At 59.2% G+C, this 16,495-nt stretch carries 19 protein-coding genes; 14 read left to right on the top strand and 5 right to left on the bottom strand.

Annotation, left to right across the window (positions count from 1 at the left end; genetic code table 11):
* The first annotated feature begins 1 nt into the window (after position 1).
* Positions 2 to 1,408, top strand: coding sequence for a sulfite reductase subunit alpha (locus tag ERE07_RS16150; protein WP_130010069.1), 1,407 nt, complete (start codon positions 2 to 4; stop codon positions 1,406 to 1,408).
* Positions 1,409 to 1,527: 119 nt separating this feature from the next.
* Complete coding sequence (locus ERE07_RS16155; RefSeq protein ID WP_130010070.1) at positions 1,528 to 2,220, top strand: HAD family hydrolase; 693 nt, start codon at positions 1,528 to 1,530, stop codon at positions 2,218 to 2,220.
* Here ERE07_RS16155 and ERE07_RS16160 read toward each other — a convergent pair.
* Positions 2,217 to 3,425 carry an MFS transporter gene (locus ERE07_RS16160; protein WP_130010071.1) on the bottom strand — a complete coding sequence of 403 codons (1,209 nt, stop codon included), beginning with the start codon at positions 3,423 to 3,425 and terminating at the stop codon, positions 2,217 to 2,219. The genes ERE07_RS16155 and ERE07_RS16160 overlap by 4 nt on opposite strands.
* Positions 3,426 to 3,571: 146 nt before the next feature.
* Here ERE07_RS16160 and ERE07_RS16165 point away from each other — a divergent pair, with 146 nt between their 5' ends.
* The 5 genes from ERE07_RS16165 to ERE07_RS16185 all read left to right on the top strand — a co-directional run bounded on the left by ERE07_RS16165 (position 3,572) and on the right by ERE07_RS16185 (position 7,579).
* Positions 3,572 to 4,534: an AraC family transcriptional regulator gene (locus tag ERE07_RS16165; RefSeq protein WP_130010155.1), complete on the top strand. Its 963-nt coding sequence runs from the start codon at positions 3,572 to 3,574 to the stop codon at positions 4,532 to 4,534.
* Positions 4,535 to 4,668: 134 nt separating this feature from the next.
* Positions 4,669 to 5,022 (top strand): hypothetical protein, encoded by a 354-nt coding sequence (locus ERE07_RS16170; RefSeq protein WP_130010072.1) that lies wholly within the window; start codon positions 4,669 to 4,671, stop codon positions 5,020 to 5,022.
* A gap of 89 nt (positions 5,023 to 5,111) precedes the next feature.
* The gene (locus tag ERE07_RS16175; protein ID WP_130010073.1) at positions 5,112 to 6,347 is read left to right on the top strand and encodes a winged helix-turn-helix domain-containing protein; all 1,236 of its coding nucleotides are present in this window, start codon (positions 5,112 to 5,114) and stop codon (positions 6,345 to 6,347) included.
* A 73-nt stretch (positions 6,348 to 6,420) separates the two neighbouring features.
* Entirely contained in the window at positions 6,421 to 7,059 is a 639-nt protein-coding gene (locus tag ERE07_RS16180; protein WP_130010156.1) for a Vgb family protein, read from the top strand.
* 91 nt (positions 7,060 to 7,150) lie between these two features.
* Positions 7,151 to 7,579 (top strand): GNAT family acetyltransferase, encoded by a 429-nt coding sequence (locus ERE07_RS16185; protein ID WP_130010074.1) that lies wholly within the window; start codon positions 7,151 to 7,153, stop codon positions 7,577 to 7,579.
* 93 nt (positions 7,580 to 7,672) lie between these two features.
* Here the strand turns inward: ERE07_RS16185 and ERE07_RS16190 are convergent, their stop codons facing one another.
* Both ERE07_RS16190 and ERE07_RS16200 read right to left on the bottom strand, forming a co-directional pair.
* Positions 7,673 to 8,353 carry a DedA family protein gene (locus ERE07_RS16190; RefSeq protein WP_167670944.1) on the bottom strand — a complete coding sequence of 227 codons (681 nt, stop codon included), beginning with the start codon at positions 8,351 to 8,353 and terminating at the stop codon, positions 7,673 to 7,675.
* A 411-nt stretch (positions 8,354 to 8,764) separates the two neighbouring features.
* Positions 8,765 to 9,112: a carboxymuconolactone decarboxylase family protein gene (locus ERE07_RS16200; protein WP_130010077.1), complete on the bottom strand. Its 348-nt coding sequence runs from the start codon at positions 9,110 to 9,112 to the stop codon at positions 8,765 to 8,767.
* 65 nt (positions 9,113 to 9,177) lie between these two features.
* Here ERE07_RS16200 and ERE07_RS16205 point away from each other — a divergent pair, with 65 nt between their 5' ends.
* The 7 genes from ERE07_RS16205 to ERE07_RS16235 all read left to right on the top strand — a co-directional run bounded on the left by ERE07_RS16205 (position 9,178) and on the right by ERE07_RS16235 (position 14,492).
* Entirely contained in the window at positions 9,178 to 10,059 is an 882-nt protein-coding gene (locus tag ERE07_RS16205) for an RNA polymerase sigma-70 factor (protein ID WP_130010078.1), read from the top strand.
* 230 nt (positions 10,060 to 10,289) lie between these two features.
* Positions 10,290 to 10,697, top strand: coding sequence for a cupin domain-containing protein (locus ERE07_RS16210; protein WP_130010079.1), 408 nt, complete (start codon positions 10,290 to 10,292; stop codon positions 10,695 to 10,697).
* An 81-nt stretch (positions 10,698 to 10,778) separates the two neighbouring features.
* The gene (locus tag ERE07_RS16215) at positions 10,779 to 11,801 is read left to right on the top strand and encodes a LysR family transcriptional regulator (RefSeq protein WP_130010080.1); all 1,023 of its coding nucleotides are present in this window, start codon (positions 10,779 to 10,781) and stop codon (positions 11,799 to 11,801) included.
* Between the two features lie 147 nt (positions 11,802 to 11,948).
* On the top strand, positions 11,949 to 12,704 hold the full coding sequence (locus tag ERE07_RS16220) for an SDR family oxidoreductase (protein WP_130010081.1): 756 nt from the start codon (positions 11,949 to 11,951) through the stop codon (positions 12,702 to 12,704).
* Positions 12,705 to 12,723: 19 nt separating this feature from the next.
* Entirely contained in the window at positions 12,724 to 13,239 is a 516-nt protein-coding gene (locus tag ERE07_RS16225; RefSeq protein ID WP_130010082.1) for an Ohr family peroxiredoxin, read from the top strand.
* A gap of 47 nt (positions 13,240 to 13,286) precedes the next feature.
* Positions 13,287 to 14,039 carry an SDR family NAD(P)-dependent oxidoreductase gene (locus tag ERE07_RS16230; RefSeq protein WP_130010083.1) on the top strand — a complete coding sequence of 251 codons (753 nt, stop codon included), beginning with the start codon at positions 13,287 to 13,289 and terminating at the stop codon, positions 14,037 to 14,039.
* Positions 14,040 to 14,135: 96 nt separating this feature from the next.
* Entirely contained in the window at positions 14,136 to 14,492 is a 357-nt protein-coding gene (locus ERE07_RS16235; protein WP_130010084.1) for a DUF4148 domain-containing protein, read from the top strand.
* Between the two features lie 59 nt (positions 14,493 to 14,551).
* Here the strand turns inward: ERE07_RS16235 and ERE07_RS16240 are convergent, their stop codons facing one another.
* Both ERE07_RS16240 and ERE07_RS16245 read right to left on the bottom strand, forming a co-directional pair.
* Positions 14,552 to 15,541 carry a Bug family tripartite tricarboxylate transporter substrate binding protein gene (locus ERE07_RS16240; protein WP_130010085.1) on the bottom strand — a complete coding sequence of 330 codons (990 nt, stop codon included), beginning with the start codon at positions 15,539 to 15,541 and terminating at the stop codon, positions 14,552 to 14,554.
* A 39-nt stretch (positions 15,542 to 15,580) separates the two neighbouring features.
* On the bottom strand, positions 15,581 to 16,480 hold the full coding sequence (locus ERE07_RS16245; RefSeq protein ID WP_245153754.1) for a TauD/TfdA dioxygenase family protein: 900 nt from the start codon (positions 16,478 to 16,480) through the stop codon (positions 15,581 to 15,583).
* Positions 16,481 to 16,495 lie beyond the last annotated feature (15 nt).

Genomic DNA, 16,495 nt, shown 5'->3' on the forward strand with positions numbered 1-16,495 from the left:
CATGGCGGAACGATACCTGGCCGCTGCGAGCCTATTGCTGTTCTGGCTGATCCTGTGTCTGCACACATGGATTGCGCATCGGCGGCGCACACGGCAGGCCCTCGCTGCATCCACCGCGGCCGGCGCCCAGGCGCAGGCCGACGCTTCAACCACAGTGATCGCCTACGCCAGCCAGACCGGCGTTGCAGAAGACATTGCCACCCGCACCGCCCAGAGCCTGGATGCGGCAGGCATCCCAACGCTGATTCTGCCACTAAGCCTGATCGACGCCCCGCTCCTGGCGCAAGACAGGCACATTCTGTTTATCGTGAGCACCACAGGCGAAGGTGATGCGCCAGACTCGGCCTCAAGCTTTACCTCGCAACTCATGGCCAATGCAGGCGGCCACCATGGTCAGCTTGGCGCATCGTCCCCTTTCGGCGCCCTGCATTATGCTGTCCTCGCGCTTGGCGATCAGGAATACACGCACTTTTGCCAGTTTGGCAAAACACTGGATGCTTGGCTGCACAGCCAAGGCGCGCACAGCCTGTTTGACCGCATTGAGGTCAACAATGGCGATACGACGGCGCTGCAACGCTGGCAGCGTCAGGTTGCCCAGGCGCTCAGGGCGCCTGACTTGCCCGCCTGGCAATCCCCGACATACGGCGCATGGCAACTGACAGCATGCCGTTTGCTGAACCCCGGCAATGAACACGCCCCCTGTTTCCATCTGGTGCTGCAGCCATGCAATGGCGCTCTGCCCGACTGGCAGGCTGGCGACATTGCAGAAATCAGCATCCCGCAGCCTACGTCCGACAACGCAACGCCAGCGCTCAGAGAGTACTCCATCGCGTCCTTGCCGTCCGAAGGTGCAATTCACCTGCTGGTTCGCCAGATGCGTAGCCCTGATGGCAATCTGGGCCTGGCCAGCGGTTGGCTAACCACACAGCTCAGGCCGGGCGATACCTTGTCGCTGCGTATCCGGACGAACCGCAATTTTCATGCGCCCGAGCCCGACCGGGGCTTGATTCTGATTGGCAATGGCACGGGCCTGGCCGGACTGCGGGCCCACCTGAAGGCCCGCGCCGACACAGGAAACTATAAAAACTGGCTGGTGTTTGGCGAGCGAACACGCAAGCACGACTACTACTTTCAACACGACATCGAGACGTGGCAGCAACGTGGCGCACTGCAGCGGCTGGATCTGGCATTTTCCCGCGACCAAACCGATAAGGTCTATGTCCAGCACCACTTGCGCCAGGCAGCCACCAACCTGCGCGCCTGGGTCGAGCAGGGCGCGGCCATTTATGTATGCGGCAGCCTCAAAGGGATGGCACAGGACGTGCACCATGTATTGACCGAGACGCTGGGCCCAGCGCAGCTGCAGCAATTGATCGACACCGGACGCTACCGGCGCGATGTGTACTGAGTCTGCACGCTTTGAGCGTGCAGAGAAGCTGGCATTTCGGAGCGTCCAGGGACATCGGTGGATTTCGTTTCCCGATGCCGGTTATCCTTATCCTTTTGAAACCTTGGCCTCACGCTGTAATGACTGACTTTCCCTTTGACGCCGTTCTGTTCGATTGCGATGGCGTGCTTGTAGACTCCGAACCCATCACCAATCGCGTTCTGACGCAGATGCTGAACGAAATCGGCTGGCCCATCTCAACCGACGAATGCATGCGCATATTCATCGGCAAAGCGGTCAAAGATGAAATCATGCTGATCGAGGAGCGCACAGGCGTGCGCCTCGATGCGGACTGGATGGCGCAGTTTCACGAACGCCGCAACAACGCGCTGGATCAGGACCTGGTCGAAATCCCCGGCGCGCCGCAAGCTGCGCGATGGCTGCATGATGCCGTGGGAGGACGTGTTGCCGTGGCCTCCGGCGCAGATCGCCGCAAAGTCGAACTGCAGTTGAACAAAATTGGCCTGGCCGACTGTTTCAACGGCAGAGTCTTCAGTGGCCAGGAATTGGCACGCAGCAAGCCTTTTCCGGACGTATACCTGACCGCCGCAATGGCCCTGGGCGTTGATCCGGCCCGCTGCGCCATCGTGGAAGACACCACCACCGGAGCCACCGCCGGACTCGCGGCTGGCGCAACGGTATTCGGCTACAGCCCCGACAACACGGCGCACAGCAGCGCGGATGCGTTGCGGGCAGTGGGCGTGCAGCACGTATTTGCCAACATGAGCGAGTTGCCGGCACTGTTGAAGCAATGGCGCCCAACCGTGAGCTAACCTGCACAGCCAGCAGGCGCCAGCCGCGTGCGAAAACCACGAAATACGGTTAACGCAGCAATCAGCAGCACCGTGGCGCTACCCAGCACAACGCCTCGGGCGCCGCTGGCGTCAAACAAGACACCACCCGCGGCAGCCCCCATTGTAATTGCCAGCTGAACGGCCGCAACGATCAGCCCGCCACCGCTTTCCGCCTCATCAGGTACGACACGCGTCAGCCAGGTAGACCAGGCGACCGGCACAGCGCCGAACGCCATCCCCCATAAAGCCACCAGTCCGGCATCCGCGACGGGCGCTCTTCCCACGCTCACCAGACTCAAGCCCACCGCGCCCATGATCAGCGGCATCACCATCAATGTTGCCTTGAGATTGCGCTCAAGCAAAAAACCCGCGAGCGAAGTGCCCAGGAAATTGGCCAGCCCAAAACCCAGCAATATGGCAGACACCCCTGTCACCCCCATTCCCGTCACATGCTCCAGATAGGGCCGCAGATAAGTGAAAAATGCAAAATGGCCCGTAAACACCAAAATACAGGCCAGCATCCCCACCGCAATGCGCGGGCGCCGCAGTACGTCTACCATCGTACCCAACCGCGCCGACCCCGATGGCGCCATACTCGGCAACGTCAGCAGTTGCCACACAAAAGCCAGCAAACCTAATGCCGTCGCCACCAGGAAAACATTGCGCCAACCGATCACGTGGCCAAAATAGCTCCCCATCGGCGCCGCAGCGACCGTTGCTGCCGACACGCCCGCAAAAATCATGGCCAGTGCCCGGGGCACCTGCTCGACGTTTACCAGCCTCATTGCGGTCGCCGCCGACATTGTCCAGAATCCGCCCAACGCAATGCCCAGCAACACGCGGGCTGCCAGCAATGCAACCAGATTCGGCGCACAGGCGACCAACAAATTGGATGCCATCAACAAAACGGAAAACGCCAACAAAACATATCGCCTGTCAATGCGACGCGTCACCGTCGCGATCAACAAGCCAGTTACAAGCGCAACCAATGCAGTGACGGTTACCGTCTGGCCTGCCAGACCCTCGCTAATGCCAAGCTCAGATGCCATCGGGGTCAGCAAGCTGGCTGGTAGAAACTCTGCGGTTACCAATCCGAACACGCCAAGCGCGAGAGAGAATACTGCGTTCCAGGCGGGCCTGGAACACACCGGGGATGACCCGACCGTGTGGGAGGATGAATTCATGGACAACTTTTTCCTAATACGTGAAGCCGTAGCGTAGATCAGCAGAAACGGATGGTCTATGATATGGAGTCCGATATTTTTGATTATTCGTCCGGATTTTCATGCCAATCACTACACATGCTTCACCTGCGCCGTCTGTACCACAAATGGTTGCACAGGCGCCCTCGTATGATCTGGCCAGTGAGCTGCTGCTGGGTATGCGACTGGTCGGTGTGAAGTACCGGCGCATCGATATGACGCCGCCATTCGGTCTGGCATTCAGCCAAGCGGCAGGGCGTGCCCAGTTTCACTTCATTGGTCGCGGCCCGGTGCTGCTCCGCACAGCAACAGGCAAACAGTTTGAATTGGGCACAGGCGATGCATTGCTATTGCCGCAAGGCGTTGCGCACGAACTGCTGTCTGGGCCACATGCTACAAGCCGAAACATTGATGTATTCGCAACGACAGACCTTTGCCCTACCGTATGCGCCATCTCGCCGAACGCCCGACAGACAAACGTTGCGGAGGATGGTGCATTGATTTTCAGCGGCTGCATGGAATTCGACCTTGGCGGCATGCAGTTGCTGGTGGCCTCCATGCCCGAAGTGATGCTGGTCAGCACGCTACTGGATCGCAATCCTGAGATCCGGCCCATGCTAGAGGCCATGGAACACGAAGCACTCGCCCGGCGCGCGGGTTTCGCAGGCATCCTGTCACGGCTGGCGGACGTTGTATCGGCGTTTATCGTGCGGGGATGGGTGGAATGCGGCTGTGGTGATGCAACAGGATGGGTACAAGCGCTACGCGACCCGCGCTTAAGCAAGGTTTTCCTCGCACTACACCGCGAGCCGGGGCGGAACTGGACCGTCGCGGAGCTCGCTGCGGAAATGGGCAGTTCACGCTCGGTGTTCGCCGAGCGCTTTCTGGCTGTGACCGGGATGACCCCTGTGCGCTATCTGACCGAACTGCGCATGCGCCTGGCAATGCAGTGGATCAGCCGCGACCAGGAAAACATTGAAGTCGTGGCATATCGCTTGGGATATGGCTCATTAGCTGCTTTCAGTCGCGCCTTCAAACGCGTGCTTGGCTACCCGCCCGGCGAACTGCGCAAAGCCCAACGTCTGGTCTAAGCACGCCCTGCTTTCATTTGACAGGCCTTGCGTCAGCGCGTTGTGGAGCAGCTCAGGCGTCCAACCTTGCGCGCCGGTACGGTAATTGCTGTGTTACTGGTGCAGGCCATTCTGGCCATGCCAAGGAGATTCACATGAAGAAACTACTCGCAATATCGCTGTGTGCCCTGCCGCTCATGATGTCCCCAATCGCTTTCGCGCAAGGCGGCGGTGACGCAGGCACTGTCAGCAACTCTCAGCCGGGCACCGATACGCCCTCGAACACTGGAAACGATGCCACCAGCGGCGGCAGCATGGACACCACGCCACGCACGCCAGGCGGCTACAGCACTAACGACCAAAGCGCCCCGAACTCGCCAGAGATGAGTGGCACAATGGACCATAAGACGCCCGGCGAACAACAGGCAGAAAAAAGCGATAGCACGCAAATCAATGGCAACAACGGCGCCGCGACGGGTGCACCCCGCAGCCAGTCCGGCGGTAATTAACGTCGCAGGGGGGCTGATACCGTTACGGGTCGGGCCGTCCGACTTGACTTGCACAGCACGCTGAACACGGCGCAAGCGCCGCAATACCGATGGACTTGCTGATCTCAACCGCCGCCCGCATGCTCGCGGCCGGCAACCCCCTTGAGGCCCTGAACCTTGTCGCGTTGCGCAATGATGCGTCAGCGCTGGCGCTGCGCGGCATCGCGATGGCGCAATTGGGGGATTTCGCTCGCGCACGGAAACTCATACGAAGCGCTGCACGCGCCTTTGGACCGAACGAAGCGATGGCGCGCGCCAAATGCGTCATCGCGGACATCGACATCGCACTTGTCTCGCGTGACCTGGGCTGGCCGGCCAGGACACTGGACGCGGCGCGCCAAACGCTCGAACGCCACGGTGATCACGTCAACGCGGCTCATGCGCGATATCTCGAAGCCAGACGCCTGCTTCTCATTGGGCGTCTCGACGAAGCTGAGTGTACGCTTGGCGCACGTGGCCAAACCCGCTTGCCGCCGGCACTGGCTGCCGCGCATGACCTTGTGGTGGCAGGAATCGCCATACGACGCCTGCAGTCGAGCGCGGCGCATAAAGCGCTCACCAGCGCTGCCCGAGCGGCGAAACGCGCGGGCATCCCGGGCCTGCAGGTGGAGGTTGAACAAGCCTTCGCTGCCCTGAACAATCCCGTCGCACGTCTGATTGGCAGCGACGGAGAACAACGCCTCGTGCTTCAAGAGCTGGAAGCGTTGCTGAATGCTCAGGCGTTGAACGCTCAGGTGCTGATGGTGGATGCATGTCACCATGTCGTTCGCCACGGGAACGCCATCATTTCGCTTCTTGGTCGCCCCGTGCTGTTTACGCTCGCACGCATACTGGGCGAAGCATGGCCAGCGGACGTGAGCAGGGAACAGCTCATCACCCACGCATTCCGCATGAAAGTGGCGGATGAGTCACACCGCGCGCGCCTGCGCGTTGAGATGGGTCGGTTACGCAAAGTGCTGCGACCCGTGGCGCAAGTATCCGCAACGCCGCGAGGCTTTGTTCTGAAGTCGCGCGGCTGCTGCAAAGTCGTTGTGCTGGCACGGCTTGCCGACGAAAAACATGCTTCGGTGCTCGCACTGCTCGCCGATGGCGAGCCTTGGTCGAGTTCCACCCTGGCGCTGGCGCTGGGTGCCAGCCAACGCACTATTCAGCGCGCGCTGGAGGCGCTTGCGTCCGCAGGCAAGGTGCAAACCTATGGTCACGGTCGTGCCCGCCGCTGGATGATGCCACCCGTGCCGGGATTCACGACAATCTTGTTACTCCCCACACCGCTGCCCAACGATTAGCATGAAAGCGTGGAGATTTTCCCTTTCGTGAACAAATCATTAGGAGACAGACATGAATGCATCTACCGCCAATATCACCCGGACAGCCGCCACCATCCTGCGTGAGTACGGACCGCTGCCTGACGTGGGCGCCGTACACGGCATCACCTACGATGGTCGGAATATCTGGGTGGCCACCGGCGATCAACTCCTCGCACTCAACCCCGACAATGGCTCGATGCCGCAGTCCATTGATACAGCCGCTAATGCCGGCACCACATTCGACGGCCAGCACCTGTACCAGATCGCCTCTGGCATCATCCAGAAAATCGATCCCGCCAGCGGTCAGGTGGTCAGTACGATTCCTGCACCGGATGGAGAAGGCAACTCTGGACTTGCATGGGCGGAAGGGTCGCTATGGGTGGGCAGGTACGCTGACCGCAAAATCCACCAAGTCGATCCCTCCACCGGTACCGTGCTTCGCACACTCGAGTCCAATCGCTTTGTCACCGGTGTCACCTGGGTTGACGGCGAGCTCTGGCATGGCACGTGGGAAGATGGCGAGAGTGAACTGAGGCGGCTCGATCCGCAGTCCGGCGAAGTGCTCGAAGTACTGGAAATGTCTGCAGGACTAGGCGTATCGGGGTTGGAATCGGATGGTGATGGGCTGCTGTTTTGCGGCGGTGGAGACAGCGGCACGGTCAGGGTTGTTCAGCGGCCTAAAGCGTCATAGCAGCCGCTCGCAGCAAACCCTGGCGCCGCCGCGAATACAATCCATCTGAAACGCATCGATGTGATGTATTAACTCGCCAGTACTATTCGTTATGGAAATCCGATCCTATCAACCAAACGATGAAACAGCGGTCATTGCCCTTTGGCATGCTTGCGGCCTGGTCCGGCCCTGGAATGATCCCCATCGTGATATCGCCCGCAAACTGACGGAACAGCCCGAGTTGTTTCTTGTCGGCACCGAGGCCGGACAACTGATGGCCAGTGCCATGGTCGGTTTCGATGGGCACCGAGGCTGGGTCTACTACCTGGCGGTCGACCCCGCCTTTCGTCAGCGAGCCCATGGCAAAGCGCTTATACATGAAGCCGAGCGTTTGTTGATCGCTCGCGGTTGTCCAAAAATAAATCTTCTGGTACGTAGCGACAATACCCAGGCGCTGGAATTCTATCGGCGCCTGGGCTACGTGCAGGACGAGGCCATCAGCCTGGGGCGCAGGCTAATCCCCGATACGCCTGCGCAGTAAGAATGGCCCATCCTGCCCTGGCTCAAATCGCCTGCCCTCCAGACACCTCAATTCTCTGCGCGAGAAGCCCAGGCGGCGCGCACATGGGTTGCCTTATAACTCTTTATCGGTCAACAGCTGCCGCAAACCCGACATAGGTATGCGTGGCTGCAGCTTTACAGAAACCTGCTGCGGACGCCGCCGATACCACACTATCGCCAGCGCCACGCAAGCAAGCGACATTGTGACTACAACACCATACAACGCGAAAGGCTTGAGCAACGCAATCGTTTTCGCCACAGTGTCCTGAAAGGCATATCCCAAGGCCAGGGCGGATCCTCCCCATATGGCGGAACCCACCGCGTCGAAAACAATGAAGGTTCGCAGGCGAGCCCCGCTCGTTCCGGCCAGCAAAGTTGTCATGGCGCCCGCACCGGGACAAAACTTTGCGATCAAGAGTATCCGGGGTCCATATTTATGATAGAAGCTGGCGCTGCGCAAGACGCACGCCGTTGGGGAGAGCGAGAGGCGGCAGATCAAGTGGGTCAGCACGCTACCGAAGCGGCGCCCGGCCCAGTACCATGCGATGTCTGCCGCCAGACACGCGGCAACGACCACGCCCAACGGCCCGAGCAGAGAAGCGGCGCCAGCCATCCTCGCCGAAAGCGCGCCTGCGATGATCAGTGAGGGATAGGCCGGCACCGGCAAGCCCATCTGCTCCAGTACAACGACGCCAAACAAAAGCCATTGCCCGTACTGCTCGAGCAGCGATTGCATAAAATACAGGTCATCCATCGCGCTGCCTCCCTCCCATTTATTATGTTGTGAGAACTTTCCTGTACAGGGCGCACCAGACATGATCAGCATCTTGCAGATCGAACCCGTCGTGGCGCGGCCACCCTGTCAGGCAAATTCTAGGAAGTCGACGTTAAGCGCGGTAGACCTGTGGAAGGTCCCACTCTGTTGTCGCCAATGCATCAATCGCGTGCTTTTCCATCAGTACGGACGTTGGCGGCCAAGGCGTCAGCCAGAGTACATGCGCGCCCATACAGCCCATGGACAAACCAAACGCCCAGCAATACTATTTCCGATGCGCATACGCCTGTCGGGCGTATGCGCGGTTCATCCCGGAATATCGCAGGGTTACAGCCCGTCGTTCAAGTGGGCAACAGAAGCGATCAGTCAGCGTACCGCCTGGCCGCCGCGTCAATCGCTCTCTTGGGCGTGCTGGTGATCAAGTGTTTGCAGCGCAAGCGCCGAGTGTGCGAAAGCGCCACCTGCCCGCATTTCGGCAGCGACCCAGATTGCCTCCATGATCTGCGCCTCGCTTGCTCCGGCGCGCACCGCAAGTTCGGTGTGTCCTTTGATGCAATACGGACACTGTGTCACATGGGCCACCGCGACGGCGATCAGTTGCTTGGTCTGTGCATCCAGCGCGCCAGGCGCGAAGACGGCCTTGCTGAATGCCTTGAAGGCGGCAAGCGGCTCGGGCGCCAGCGCTTTACGTTTGCGAGCGAGCGCGGCGGTAGGTTCGGGGAACATTGCGTGGTCCATGAGGCCTCCTGAGTTGATCATTGCAGTACCCATCATAGACCCATCCATGCCCAAGGAGTCTGCCCATGGACCACGCCGCCGATACGTTTAATGAGCTTCGCCCGAGACTGCAGAAAATTGCCTATCGCATGCTTGGCTCCGTCGCAGAAGCGGAAGATGTCGTGCAAGACGCCTGGCTACGCTGGCATGGCGCAGCGCAACAGAACATTGATAATACAGAAGCCTGGCTTGTCGCCGTCACAACACGGCTATCCATCGACCAGTTGCGCGCTGCCAAGCGGCAGCGAGACCACTACCCTGGCATATGGCTGCCGGAGCCTCAAATGTCGGAATCTCCGGCAACGCCAGAAGAAATCAGCGAACGCGCCGATGACATATCAATGGCTTATCTGATGCTGCTCGAACGACTGACCCCCGAAGCCCGCGCCGCGTTTCTCTTGCATGATGTCTTTGATGCCGATTACGCCCAGATCGCGGAAGCCCTGGGAAAAACACAGGCGGCATGCCGGCAGCTGGTAAGCCGCGCAAGAACACAGTTGCGCACTAAGCAGTCACGCTTCACGGTGCCCCGGGAAACCTATCATCATCTGCTGAGAGCCTTTGCGCAAGTGCTTGAACAAGGCGATTTTGCGGGGATCAACGCCTTGCTGGCGGAAGATGCGGTGTTGATGGGCGATGGCGGCGGCAAGGTAACCAGTTTTCCCAAACCCATGGTTGGGGGGCGCCGTATTGCACAGCTTTTTCTTGCCGCAGCGCTGCGCCACAAGACCGCGCTACGCATGGAACTGGTCATGCTCAATCAGCAGTGGGCGCTTTTACGCTTTATCCAGGGACAACTCGAATCCGCGTTGATGTTCGACATCAGTGGTGAACACATCCAACGCATTTATGTTCAGCGCAACCCCGACAAGCTGGCACGAATCGCCGCGGCAAGCGCCGGCCGCTGAGCTGCGGTCTTTAAAACGTTCCGGCGCTTTCCACTTCTCCGACATGGAGGTTTGGTGCGCATCGGGCAACACGGTGAGCCCATTTGCATGCCTACCGCACGGCGCGTCAGCTGTCTACGATAACCACATGCGGCTCTCCGCCGTGACCCGTGCCCAGCAATTCAGGGCACTACCATTGAACCGAACGGTTTGCGAGCCAAGTGCTCGGGCCGTCCACTTGGGAGTCCCTTATGTTTAGCCTAGAAAATGCCGCCATAGCGCTCATCGTCATAGCCAGCTCGCTGGCTGGGGTAGCCCACGCTGAACCGCCCCAGGCGATCGTCAAGCAAGTCATGGCAGAATCGTTGTCCGATTACCCCGGTAAAGAAGCACTCATGATTACGGTGGACTATCCTCCCGGCGCGGTCGATCCGGTGCATCGGCATGACGCACACAGCTTTGTCTATGTGCTGGAAGGCTCGATTGTCATGCAGGTAAAAGGCGGGCAAGAAGTCACGCTGACACCAGGGCAGAGCTTCTATGAGGCCCCGAATGATATACACACCGTTGGCCGCAACGCGAGCCAGACCCTGCCGGCGAAATTCCTCGTGGTGTTGCTGAAAGACCAGAACAAGCCATTTTTCATCACGGAGCACTAGCTTGCGCTCTGAAAAATGTAACCGTTCAAAAAAATCGGGAGGCGGTGTCACAACAAGCAATGTCCATACGTCTAGCCGAGTATGGATACTTCGACCTGCCCCTCTTTTCCGAACGAACGGCCGCACCACGCAGTTTCTGGCGTGGCAGACGCGCTTGCCAGCAGCTTTGTCACCAGCTATGCCGGTGTCGTGGCGTTTCTGGCGGTTGCCAACGAAGGCAGCTTTTCCAGAGCGAGCGACCGCCTGGGCATAGGCCGTTCGGCGGTCAGCCGCAATGTGCAGAAGCTGGAAGCACAACTGGATGCCCGCCTTTTCCATCGCACAACACGAAGCACATCGCTCACCCGCGAAGGCGAACTGTTCTACGAAAACTGCCAACCAGGCGTCGAGCGCATTATTCAAGCACTGGAAGACATGCGGGAGCTGCGCAACGGACCGCCACGGGGTCATCTGCGCATCCACTCCACGCCGGGGTTCGGGCGCAAGGTCATCGGCCCCCTGTTGCGCGATTTCTACGCTCAATACCCGGCTATCACGCTCGAGCTTCTGCTGGATCCCCGCCCCGCAGACTTCACCGCTGGCCGCATCGATGTTTCCTTTCGCGATGGCCGCATGGAAGACAGCGACATCGTGGCGCGGCAGTTGATTCCCATGCAAATGATTGTATGCGCCTCCCCCAGCTACGCTCAGGCGCACGGATTGCCACGCCACGTCGACGACCTGGACGTTCACCACTGCATTAACTTTCGCAGCGCTTCCGGGCGTATTCGAGAATGGGAGTTCAAGGTGCAGGGCCTGGCGCAGAAACGCCATCCTCCCGCCGCGCATATATTCAATGACATCGATCTGGTTCTGCAGGCCGTGCTGCAAGGACAAGGCATCGCACAGTTTCCTGCATACCAGGTGTGCGATCTGCTCAGAAGCAAACAACTGGTCGCCTGTCTGGCGCAGCATGCGCCCGATGACGGTGGGCACTATCTGTGCTACTTGAGCCGAAAGCAGCTTCCTGCACGAATTCGCGCGTTCGTTGACTACATCATCGAGCAAACACGCGCCCTTGATCTGCAATGCCTGACGACATTAAGCAATGCTTCCGAAGGCTGACGGCAACTTCATCGAAACACGCTTGCTTCGCTGATTGCGCCGGATTGATGCTCCTGATGCAACACCATGGGTCCCTTTGCGAATCTACCGCAAGAACAGGGTCATCCCTACAATTTTTCCTACACACACTCACATCAGGAGAACGTCATGAAAATAGTCGTTATCGGAGGCACTGGCCTCATCGGCAGCAAAGTGGTCCAGCATCTGACTGCCAAAGGTCATCAGGTCGTTGCCGCCGCGCCGGCAACAGGCGTTAATACCATCACCGGGGAAGGTCTGGCAGAGGCCATGGCGGGCACAAGCGTGGTCGTAGATCTCGCGAACTCACCTTCGTTCGAAGACGCAGCGGTTCTCGAGTTCTTCGAGACATCGGGCAGAAACCTGTTTGCCGCCGAAACCGCCGCGGGCGTGCGGCATCATGTGGCGCTTTCAGTGGTAGGTACGGACCGACTGGCGCAAAGCGGCTATTTTCGCGGCAAGATTGCCCAAGAGAAGCTGATCCGTGAATCCGGTGTTCCCTACACCATTGTCCACTCCACCCAGTTCTTCGAGTTTCTCGGCGGCATCGCACAGGCAGGCAGCACAGGTCAAACGGTTCGATTGTCTCCCGCATTCTTTCAGCCGATTTCCTCGGATGATGTTGCGGCTGCCGTTGCAGATTACGCACTGGGTGCGCCTCGCCAGGGCATCGTGGAGATTGCCGGCCCCGAGCGCGTGAGAATCTCCGATCTGGTAGGGCGCTACCTGAAGGCAATCGCCGATTCGCGCACTGTGGTGGAGGACGAGCATGCGCCTTACTTCGGCGCCGAACTCAAGCATGACACCCTCATCCCAGGCACACATCCCCGCATCGGAACGCTGAACTTCGACACCTGGTTCGCTCAGTCTCAGTTGTCGAGATAAACAACAGGCACTTCACATCATGGCTACTTTGCAACCCCCCCCCTTGTCACTGCTCGACAAGTACAAGGGGCGCGATACCCAGACGCTGTACTCGACCACCGTGACCGTAACGGGTGGAGACGCGAGCCATGGGCGAGCGTCGGGCATTGCGCGTTCTGATGACGGCAATCTGGATGTCCACCTGCGCTTGCCCAAAGCGCTTGGCGGCCCCGGCGGCGGCACCAATCCGGAGCAGCTGTTCGCGGCTGGATATGCCGCCTGCTTTCATGGCGCGCTAAGCCTGCTGGCCGCGCGGGCGGGCATCCCGGTTCCCGGCAGCGCGGTAAAAGTTACCGTCGAGTTCAGCCGCGACCCCATGGACGGCTTGTTTGTGCTCGCCGCCCATACACGCATCTACCTGCCTGGCGTAAAGCGGACCATCGCTGAAGAACTGGTCCGCAATACTGAACGCTATTGCCCCTATGCCAAGATGGCGCGCCAGGGCATCACCAACATCGTTTCGCTCGTCCTGTCGGACGACGATGAAACGCCGTAGCACACAGCGATTGATAGATCCAAACACATTTTCAACAGAGAAGCGAAATGAATCATTTCAGGAACAAAGTTGTGCTGGTGACCGGCGGCGGCGCCGGCATCGGCCTGAGCGCCGCCACCCTGTTCGCCCGGCAAGGTGCACGTGTCGTCATTACCGGACGCAGGCAAGCAGCACTGCAGCACGCCGCGGATAGCGTCAACGGGATCGATTACCTTGTTGCTGACGCAGGCAATCCCTCCGATGCGGCGCGCACAATTGAAGAGGTTGCCGCCCGCCATGGGCGCCTGGATGTCCTGGTTAACAACGCGGGCGCAGGCGCCATATTGCCATTGTCGCAGGCCAACTTTGCGCGAATCAGCGAGATTTTTTCAATCAATGTTTTCGGACCATCGCTACTGGCTACCGCGGCACTGCCACACCTGAGGCGGGCAGCAGGCAATATCGTAAATGTATCCAGCACCTTTGGGCATAAACCCGCACAAGCGTTGTCGCATTATGCCGCCAGCAAGGCAGCCCTGGAACACATGACCAAGTGCTGGGCACTCGAGCTCGCTGTCGAAGGCATACGCGTGAACGCTGTTGCAGCGGGCCCGACCGAAACGGATTTTCTGTCGGAACGAATGAAGCTGTCGGCAGATCAGATAGAGAACGTCAAGGCGAGCGAGCGTGCCCGCATACCGCTTGGACGCCGAGGGTTTCCAGAAGATGTGGCCGGATGGATTGTTTCACTGGCCTCACCTGATGCGGCCTGGGTCACCGGCCAGGTCATCACTGTAGATGGAGGACTGGATGCAACCTGATCCAGGCAAGTATGCCTGGGCGATAGCGCCCGGCAGATATTCAATTCACGTTTCACAACCCCGAACCCATTGCGGTTCATATCCAAGGAGTCAACCATGAAAGCCCTGAAAACCATCGCATTGGCCGCTGGCCTCGCACTTGCAAGCGGCGCCTACGCGCAGAGCATCCACAGCAACAATGATCAAAGTCGACACCGCTTCAACAGCGATGTGCAACAGCCCTCGCCCCCTATCGAGCCTTTCGAAAACGGAAAAACCCGGGCTGAGGTACTGCAGGAGCTGCATCTGGCCATCGCAACCGGCCAGATCTACGAGGGGGAGGCCAATGAGCCCCTTCCCCCCGCCCACACGGATGCTAACGTTACCCGAGCCCAGGTATTGCAGGAGTTGACGCATGCGAGGGAAGCCGGCAACCTCTCTTACGGCGAACTCGACTATCCGACAGCATCGTGATGCACCTTCGTTTCACTGAACCTGGTGTTACAGGCAATTCGCCGGTCGGGCTGTCAGAACTAGTTCACCGTAATGTTCCCTTCTTTGATGACTTTCGCCCATTTAGCGATTTCCGTATCAATAAAGGCAGCCAGCTCTTGCGAAGTGCCCTTGCCGGGCAGCGCGCCCTGCGTCTCGAGCTTCTCCTTGATGTCAGCATCAGCCAGGACCGCTGCCGTATCGGCATTGATCTTCTGAACAATATCCTGCGGCGTCCCGGCGGGCGCCACAAGCGCCGTCCAACTATAGGCGCTAAAGCCTGGCAACGACTCCGCAACCGTCGGAACGTCTGGCCAGGCATCTACGCGTGACTCGGTGCCAATTGCGATCAGCTTTAGTTTGCCCGATTTGACATGAGGGCCCGCCGAGAGCGCGCTGTCAAACAACACATGACAAACGCCCGCGATGGTGTCCACCAGAGCAGGACCGCTGCCTTTGTAGGGAACGTGCGTCATTTCCATGTTCGCGGTCGACTGAAACAGCTCGGCGGCCAGATGGGAAGGTGACCCCGCACCGATTGAACAGTAATTCACTTTGCCTTTGTTGGCATTGGACCACTCGATAAACTCCGGCACGGTAGAAAATGGCGAGTTTGTTTCGGTCACCATCAGCAAGGGCAGTGTCGTAGTCTGAATAATGGGCGCAAAATCCCGTACAGGGTCGTAGCTCAGGTTATTGAACAGACTGACATTGATCGTGTGGGGGCCACTACCGTTCATCAGCAGCGTATACCCGTCCGGCGCGCTTCGGGCGGCGGCGTCGCTGCCGATAATACCCGACGCCCCGCCCTTGTTTTCAACAACAACAGGCTGTTGCCATTTCTGGGAGAGCGCATTCCCGAGCAAACGGGTGATCGCATCGGTGGAACCGCCCGGCGGATAAGGAACGATGATCCTCACAGGCTTGTCCGGATAACCGCTCGCAACGGCCGTGCCGCTGCTCACGGAAAACGTTGCCATACAGGCAAGCAGGATATAGCTTGCACGACTCATCATAGATTGGGCAGCCATGATTTCTTCTCCTCTGGTTTGTGTTCTGAACGATCTGTGTCAGGCGGTCGCCAACTCTTCCGAAAACCCCAGCATTGCCTGGGCGAGTCCGTCCTGCTCCGACGCCGAAATCGTGATGCGAACAATGGATCGAGCCTCGCCGCCCCGCCATGGTCGGCCACGATGCATGGTTGCCCGGTTATCCCACATCAACACATCTCCCTGTTGCCAGCTATGGCTGTACCGATGTTCAGGACGCGTCGCCTGCTCCATCAATCGTGCCAACAATTCCTGCGCCGCAGACGGTTCCATGCCTTCAATCGCGCCGGCGTGTGATGCCAAGTACAAAGCGCGGCGCTCATTGACTGGATTGAGCCAGGTCATGGGCTTGCGGACAGGTGGCAGCGCTGCGCGCTCGGCTGCGCTCATCATGCCCGGATCTATCTGGTCGCGCGAGGTGGCGTAGCTGTGTATGGCTACTTTGTCTATCAGGCTGTCGCGGGTTTCCTGATCCAGCCTGCTCCACGCGGCGCGTGTCGAAACAAACTCTGTATCGCCGCCGTTGGAAGGGATGACGCGCGCCGACAGAACGGAAGCAACCGCCGGCAGTGCCTTGAATGAACTATCCGTATGCCATAGCTGATTAGCCTTGGCAATCAGCAGCGCACGGTCGTTGGGCGGCACCACGTTGCCATCTGGCCCCATATTGTTCATGCGCGAATAAAACGTGCCATGACCCGACGAACCCACCTTGGTACGCTCAAGTGCGCCAAAGGCACGCGAGAACGTTGCCTGTATATCGTCCGTTACGTCCTGCCTGCGCCACAGCAACAGAGAATACTCGTCAAACGCCGCGCGAACCCTGGCAAAGGCCTGGGCGTCGCAGACCGCATCAATCAAATCCAGTCCTTTGATCTCCGCGCCAAAATCAGCGTGCAAGGGCACCAGTTCCATATCCATCCCCCTTTCCAAGTA

The sequence above is a fragment of the Allopusillimonas ginsengisoli genome (assembly GCF_004153455.1).
Classification (GTDB): Bacteria; Pseudomonadota; Gammaproteobacteria; order Burkholderiales; family Burkholderiaceae_B; genus Allopusillimonas; species Allopusillimonas ginsengisoli.